The sequence below is a fragment of the Actinomycetota bacterium genome, assembly GCA_023488435.1.
In the GTDB taxonomy this organism is placed as follows: domain Bacteria; phylum Actinomycetota; class Coriobacteriia; order Anaerosomatales; family UBA912; genus UBA912.
This window is the reverse complement of record JAMDCK010000062.1, coordinates 1-7,287: the sequence shown is the minus strand read 5'-3', so window position 1 is coordinate 7,287 and position 7,287 is coordinate 1. Positions and strand designations below refer to the sequence as shown.

Annotated in this window: 8 protein-coding genes; all 8 read right to left on the bottom strand. The window is 62.1% G+C overall.

What is annotated here, in order from left to right:
- On the bottom strand, positions 1-202 hold a 202-nt coding region (locus M1617_08675), incomplete at its 3' end, for a hypothetical protein (GenBank protein MCL5888333.1).
- An 18-nt stretch (positions 203-220) separates the two neighbouring features.
- Positions 221-640 carry an Rrf2 family transcriptional regulator gene (locus tag M1617_08670; GenBank protein MCL5888332.1) on the bottom strand — a complete coding sequence of 140 codons (420 nt, stop codon included), beginning with the start codon at positions 638-640 and terminating at the stop codon, positions 221-223.
- Complete coding sequence (cysK, locus tag M1617_08665) at positions 640-1,605, bottom strand: cysteine synthase A (GenBank protein MCL5888331.1); 966 nt, start codon at positions 1,603-1,605, stop codon at positions 640-642. Before cysK ends, M1617_08670 begins: the two co-directional genes overlap by 1 nt.
- 92 nt (positions 1,606-1,697) lie before the next feature.
- The gene (gene thrS / locus M1617_08660) at positions 1,698-3,617 is read right to left on the bottom strand and encodes a threonine--tRNA ligase (protein MCL5888330.1); all 1,920 of its coding nucleotides are present in this window, start codon (positions 3,615-3,617) and stop codon (positions 1,698-1,700) included.
- A 77-nt stretch (positions 3,618-3,694) separates the two neighbouring features.
- Positions 3,695-4,129: a zinc ribbon domain-containing protein gene (locus M1617_08655; GenBank protein MCL5888329.1), complete on the bottom strand. Its 435-nt coding sequence runs from the start codon at positions 4,127-4,129 to the stop codon at positions 3,695-3,697.
- Between the two features lie 38 nt (positions 4,130-4,167).
- The gene (locus tag M1617_08650; GenBank protein MCL5888328.1) at positions 4,168-4,701 is read right to left on the bottom strand and encodes a hypothetical protein; all 534 of its coding nucleotides are present in this window, start codon (positions 4,699-4,701) and stop codon (positions 4,168-4,170) included.
- 52 nt (positions 4,702-4,753) lie between these two features.
- The gene (locus tag M1617_08645) at positions 4,754-6,079 is read right to left on the bottom strand and encodes a Mur ligase family protein (protein MCL5888327.1); all 1,326 of its coding nucleotides are present in this window, start codon (positions 6,077-6,079) and stop codon (positions 4,754-4,756) included.
- Between the two features lie 17 nt (positions 6,080-6,096).
- Positions 6,097-7,287, bottom strand: a 1,191-nt coding sequence (locus M1617_08640; protein ID MCL5888326.1) for a class I tRNA ligase family protein, incomplete at its 5' end; no start/stop codon positions are given.

The window sequence follows — 7,287 nt, the reverse complement described above, 5'->3', positions numbered from 1 at the left end:
TAGTCAGGAACGCCGCCAGAATGAGCATGCTGTCTTCACCGAGGAGGTCCCTGATGGTGGCGACATCGACCTTTCCAGGGGGCAGGGCCTCGATGACGGCGTCGAGGGTCTCTCCCAGGGACACCGAGTCAGCCTTTGGGTCGGCCTGAGTTGGTTCAGCGTGCTTGTTGGGCCCATCTCCCGGGGGACGGTCTTGGGGCATACAACAATCTCCTCGCAGTTAGATGTGGTACATGGGAGAGGAGCCGGCCTGGATCTCCCTTTGCCTGTCGTAAAGCTGCTCAATGGACACCGACCCGAAGTACGCACGGACCGATTCGGCTGCTCCGAGCCACATCTGGGCCACCACCGAGTCTGCCTGACGAGGAACGTCGAGCACGACGTCCTCGAGCGCTTCGACCACATCGAGCACGGAGATGTCGCACGCAGGTCGGCTGAGCGCTGCACCTCCACTCGATCCTCGCCGAGAATCGATGATCCCCGCGCGCGCCAACGCTGTGACCTGCTGTTCCACGAAGCGCCGAGGCAGCGATAGGCGTTGTGCCAGCGTCCCGGCGGGAACGTGCTCACCGGGACCGAGGCCGGCCAAGAAGACCGTGGCCTGCAGCGCATAGTCGAGTCGCTGCGAGATGCGCATCATCAGGCAGTCTCTTCCCAGAGTTTGGTGGTCAGATAACGCTCACCCGTGGACGGGGCGACTGTGACGACAACTGCGCCTGCGAACTCTGGACGTGCTGCGACCTTGAGTGCGGCTGCGACATTGGCTCCGCTGGATATCCCAACGAGCATCCCTTCTTCGACAGCAAGCGATCTGGCAGTGTCGATAGCGGTTTGAGCGTCGATCGTGATGACCTCGTCGAGCACATCAAGAGCGAGGATCCACGGGATGAAATTCGCTCCGATGCCCTGGATCAGATGTGGTCCGGGAGTAAGGGTATCTCCGGCTCGGGTCTGGGTAATTATGGGGGACTCAGAAGGTTCAACTGCGATGGCCAGGGTGCCGGGACGCTTTTCCTTCAGGAAACGCCCGCCACCAGATATCGTGCCGCCAGTACCGACGCCGGCGACAAGGGCTGCCAGTCTCTTGTCGCCTAGGGCAGCATCGATCTCGGGACCGGTGGTCGCGTAGTGGATTGCGGGGTTTGCGGGGTTGTCGAACTGTCCTGCGATCCACGAATCGGGTACTTCGGCGGCGATCCGCTCGGCTTCCTCGACAGCGCCTCGCATCCCCAGCTCCTTGGGCGTCAGGACAAGCTCAGCACCGAAAGCCTTCAGGAGCTTACGGCGCTCCATCGACATTGACTCGGGCATGGTGAGGATGACGCGATACCCGCGTGTGGCACCGACCATCGCCAGTGCGATACCTGTGTTTCCGCTGGTAGGCTCGACGATGACTGATTTACCGGGGGTAAGTAGGCCCTTGTCCTCCGCATCAGCCACCATTGCCGAGGCGATGCGATCCTTGACCGAACCTGCCGGATTCCTGGACTCGAGTTTGACCCAGACTTGGGCGGGCAGATCCTGTCCAAGGCGCCTCAGCGGAACCACCGGCGTGTTGCCGATCGTATCCACAACGTTTTCGAAATAGTGTGCGAAATGTCCCATGTCATTCACTCCGATCCTTCAGTCAGGAACTCTCTAAGGTGATAATAGCACATTACGCATGGGATTACTGCACTTTTTCGAAGTTGAGCGACTTATTGCCCTGACTGACCCGCTTGCAGCATCGCAACGAACTCACCGACTGGGATCGCACCGAGGTCACCTTGCGTGCGATCGCGTACTGAGACCGCACCCTGCTCGGCTTCCTTGTCACCCACTACCAGCATGTATGGCACCTTCTGTTGCTGAGCCTTGGCGATCTTGACTCGCATCGGCTCGTTCTCGGCGTAGGTCTCGACCCTGACGCCAGCGGCCTGAAGCTGTTGCTGCACGCTGCCGCAATAGTCGAGGTGACGATCGGCTATCGGGACGATGACCACCTGCGTCGGGGCCAGCCACAGCGGAAACGCACCAGCATAGTGCTCTATCAAAATGCCGAGGAAGCGCTCCATGCTGCCCAGGATCGTCCTGTGGAGAGTGAAGGGCCGCGCCTCGGTGTTATCGGCAGTGCGATAGGTGATGTCGAAGCGCTCGGGAAGATTGAAGTCCGCCTGGATGGTGGCGGTCTGCCACGTGCGCCCTATGGCGTCCCGCAGCTTGATGTCGATCTTGGGGCCGTAGAAGGCGCCATCGCCTTCGTTGATATCGTACGGAAGACCGCGTGCTTTGAGGGCGCCGATAAGACCTTCGGTCGCGACATCCCACATCTCTTCGGAGCCCATCGACTTGGCGGGGCGGGTCGAGACTTCTGCGGTGTACTCGAAGCCGAAGGCGCTGTTCACGTGGTCGACCAGGTCGAGCATGGCGATGACCTCGTCGTGGACCTGGTCGGCGGTACAGAAGATGTGTGCGTCATCCTGGGTGAATCCGCGAGCACGCATCAGGCCGTGCATGACTCCTGAAAGCTCGTGCCGGTAGACGGTTCCAAACTCGAAGAGCCGCATGGGTAGGTCGCGGTAGGACCGTAGGTCGTTTTTGTAGACCATGATGTGGCCCGGGCAGTTCATGGGCTTGATGCCGTAGTCGTTGACCCGGCCCTCTCCCTCGTCGACCTGGAAGAAGTACATGTTCTCCCGGTAGTTGTCCCAGTGTCCGGAGGTCTTCCAGACATCGGCCTTGTAGATGTGCGGGGTGATCACCTCGTCGTAGCCACGACGATAGAGCTCCGCGCGCATCCACTCCTGGATCATGCGCAGGACCCGCGCCCCTTTTGGATGGTAGATCGGCAAGCCCGCACCTGCGTCCTCATGCAGCGAGAACAGGTCCAGCTCGCGCCCCAGCTTGCGATGGTCGCGACGCTCCGCCTCTTGGATGCGGGTCAGGTGCTCGTCGAGGTCCTTCTGCGTGAACCAGGCGGTTCCGTAGACGCGCTGTAGCATCGGGCGATCCGAATCCCCGCGCCAGTAAGCACCGGCGAGCTTCATGAGCTTGAACGCACCGATCCTACCGGTGTGAGGGATGTGCGGACCACGACACAGATCAGTGAAGACGCCTTGCCGATACACCGAGATGGTCTCATCGGCGGGTAGCTCGTTTACAAGCTCGAGCTTGTAGGGCTCCTCCTCGAAGACCTTCGTGGCGTCGGCCATCGTGACTTCGCTGCGATCGAACGGCTGACCCTGAGAGATGATGTGGGCCATCCGCTCCTCGATCCTCCCGATGTCATCTGGGGTAAGAGAAGCGGACAACTCCACGTCGTAGTAGAACCCGTCCTCGATGGCCGGCCCGATCCCGAAGCGCGCTTCAGGGAAGAGCTCCTTGATCGCCTCGGCCATTACGTGCGCAGCTGAGTGGCGCAGTATCTCGAGGGCCTCTGGGCTCCTGTCGGTGATGATCTCGACGGTTTCCCCGCCAGAAAGGGTGTGACCCACGTCGACGAACCTGCCGTCCACCTTGGCCGCCAAGGCTGCTTGCGCGAGCCTGGAGCCTATGGAGCGAGCAAGGTCTTCGACAGTGCTTCCTGAAGGAATGTCCCGCTTACTGCCGTCGGGCAAAGTAACGCTGATGTCAGCCATGGAAGTCTCCTACTGCGCAGTCATGTAATGGGCAAGCGCGCCCTGATTGACAACGTTGGCGCCCGGCAACCCGGATATTACTGCTTCACTTTACAGAACGGACACACGTTCCAGTTCAGCTTCAGCGGCTTGCTGCACTCGATGCAGGGATTGCGAAGTTTCTTCATGCAGTAAGGGCATATCAGGAAATCCTTCTCCACCGGCTGAAGACAGCCTGGGCACGACTCCAGTTCCTTCTGCAGCTCAAGTTCCTTTGCGCGAATCTCGAGATCCCGCTCCCTGACATCGGCAGCGAGTTCAGGTGGGCGAACCACCAGGTAGATGAGCCAACCAGGGACGCCGAAAATCAGAATCGCAACCCCCCAGAATAGACTCATGGCTCCTCGGCGGGAAGCATCCCTTGCGGTCCAGAAAACCAGCGCAAAGTGGAGTACGATCCCGAAGAGAATCAGAAGGTTGCGCACCAACTCCACGGTCGGGTTGTTCCATATTTCACCGAAGATGTCGCCCATACCCTACCTTTCATCACCTTGTCAGCCGATACCATCACTTATTGAGCCGGCATCCAGCGAACCTTCCAATTGCCGTCCACTTTCTCGACCGCCCACCACGAACCAGGCCCAGTAACATCGTTTGTCTGAAGCTGTCCGTCGGGCAAGTCTGAAGTCACTCTATATGTAACTCTGACAAATGCCAAATCTTCTCTTGGAACCCGAGTCTCAAGAACTTTGAACTGTTCATATTGCATGTTGGAATCTTGCCATTCGGCGGTGACCTGAGCGAGACTCACCGGAGGATTTGCATAGAGCGAATGACGTGCTGCCCAATCCCCAGCGTTGGTGGCGGCCACGATGTCCTCGACCGCTTGGGATGCACTCCGCCCCGAGGAGTCCTCGCGAGGAAGCGAAGGATCGTCGAGGGGCACCTCTTCGACCGACTCGACTTGATTGGTGGCCTCAGCCGCTGGTTCCTCGGCGACTGGTGCTGGTCGCGCTGTAGAGTCCCTGGTAGCATCACCCTCCGGTGAACACCCCACGACCAAAATCAAGCAAAGCATAGCTACGACAACGATTGATGAACGCATGATACCCCCTGTCATAAGATTACGGCCCCAAACATTACAGCCCCCGTACGCACTAAACGCGATTGCACCCCCACCGCACACCCTCGGCAACGGTGCGCAGGGAACCCGTTACAACTATATCCCTTTCCGCGGATATGTGAAGTATATCGAGTGCCTCTGACACCCGATTGTAAACCCCACACTTGACCCCCGTGACTGCCGAGACGACCTGTGCGAGTGCCGCGCCACCAAGCGCGCGCGACGAATCAGGGGTCACGCACACGAACCGCGAGGCAACAGGTGCGAGTGCGGCGAGCATCGAGCTGGCGTCCTTATCGCCGAGGACCCCAAGCACCACGACGGGTGCCTGGTCCGGGCGCGGCCAGGCGTCGCGGATCGCACTCGCCAGCACCTCGGCGGCTTGCGGGTTGTGGGCTCCGTCGACGACGACGAACGGCCCCGGGGCCACTACCTGGAACCTGCCCGGAACCCTGGTCGCGGCAAGCGCTTCGCGGGTCTTTGCGGACTCCAGTCGCTCACCGAGAAAGGCCTCAGCTGCTGTGATCGCTGTGGCCGCGTTGGGCGCCTGGTACGCAGGGGCCGCAAGCTCAATCCCGTCGAAGGTCGCCCCCGGCGTCCGGACGTCGAGCGTCATGCGGCCATCGGGGCCGGTCGGGCGAGACGTGACCTCGAACCTGGTGGTTGCGGCCTCGGCGGATGGAGAGAGTGCACCGCTCGCCCGAACCGCAATCACCTGGGACGCGACCTCCTCGGCACGATGACGGAAGATCGCTTCAAGTTCTGCGGTTCCCGGGCCGAGCACGGTGGTCGAGGCGGGCCTGATGATCTGCGCTTTCTCGGCGGCTATGGCCTCGAGTGTAGGGCCGAGGAACTCCATGTGGTCGAGTCCGACGCCCGTGACGACCGCGACCTCGGGGGTGACCACACTCGTGGCATCCCAGCGCCCGCCCATCCCGACCTCGAGCACCGCGACGTCGACCTTGCGCTCGCGGAAAAGCCACAGTGCTGCGGCGGTGAGCAGCTCGAACTCGGTGGGGTCGACGCCTGCGAGCTTCGCTGCCGAGAAGGCCGCCTCGACGCCCGCTGCGAACTCGTCGTGCGCGACCGGTGCAGCTTCGATCTCGATGCGCTCGGTGTAGCACAGCAGTTCGGGGCTCGTGTAGAGCCCGACGGCAAGCCCGTGTGCGCCGAGGATGCGCGCGATCATGCGCGCGGTCGAGGACTTGCCGTTGGTGCCCGTGACCTGGATGCAGCGGTAGGCGTCCTGTGGGCGGCCGAGCGCCGCGGTCATGGCCTCGATCGAAGCGAGCGATGGGTTCACGCGGGCGCGCCCAGCGCCCTCAAGTGCTCGCAACGCCTGCGCGAAACGCGAAGCCATCGGCGGATGTCCTCCGATCAGGGCAGCTCTTCGAGCTGGATCGAAAGCGCTGTGACGGTCGCTTGCAGGTCGGCTGCCTTCGCGCGGTCCTTCTCGATGACCTCGGGCGCGGCCTTCGCCAGGAAGCCCTCGTTTGAAAGCTTGCGCTCGATCTTCTCGAGGTCACCGCGGGCCTGTGCGAGCTCCTTGCCGATCCTGACGCGCTCAGCGTCGAAGTCAACGATGCCTTCAAGCGGTATGAAGAGCTCGAGTCCCGCCGCGACAGCAACAGCGCTGTGAGGCGGGCGGACCCCATGCTCATCGAGGCTCAGCTCGCGCAGGGCCGCCATCGCCGAGATGTCCGCAAGCACCGACTCGATGCCTGCCAGATCGCTCTCCGACCCCTTGATCACCAGGTCGAGTCCGGCACGCGGTGCGATCTTGTAGCGCGCACGGACGTTGCGGACCGCAGCGACGATCTCCTTGAGGGCGTCGACGGCCTTCTCGGCGGTTGGGTCGGCGTGGACCGCAAGCGTTGCGGGGTCAGGCCACGCGGCCACCATGAGCGACTCGGCCCGCGCAGGATCGGCGAGAGGCAGGCGCCGCCAAATCTCCTCGGTGAGGAAGGGCATCATGGGGTGCAGTAGGCGCAGCATGTGGTCGAGCACGAAGACGAGGTTGCGCTGAGCCGCCAAGCGGGCGTCGAGGGATTCCGCGTCCGGCGCCGCATCTGCCGAGGCGATCAGGCGCGACTTCGAAAGCTCGATGTACCAGTCGCAGAACTCGTTCCAGATGAAGTCGTATAAGACGCGCGCGACCTCGCCGAACTGGTAGCTTTTCAGCCCCTCGTCGACCTGCGCGGTGACGGTGGCCAAGCGCGAGAGGATCCAGGAGTCAGCCGGGGTGTCGGCGCGCGGCGGGCCAGGCACGAACCCGTCGTCGATGTTCATGAGCACGAAGCGGCTGGCGTTCCAGATCTTGTTCGCGAAGTTGCGCGCAGAAAGCAGCTTCTCCTCGGCGAAGCGGATATCCTGGTTGCCCGTTGTCTGGAGCATGAGGCCGAAGCGCATGCCGTCGGCGCCGTAGTCGGCCATCAGGTCCAGCGGATCGATGCCGGTGCCCAGCGACTTGCTCATGCGCTTGCCCTCGGCGTTGAAGACGGTCGGGTGGATGATGACGTCGCGGAAGGGGATCTCCCCGTCCAGGCAGCTCATGCCGCTCATGACCAT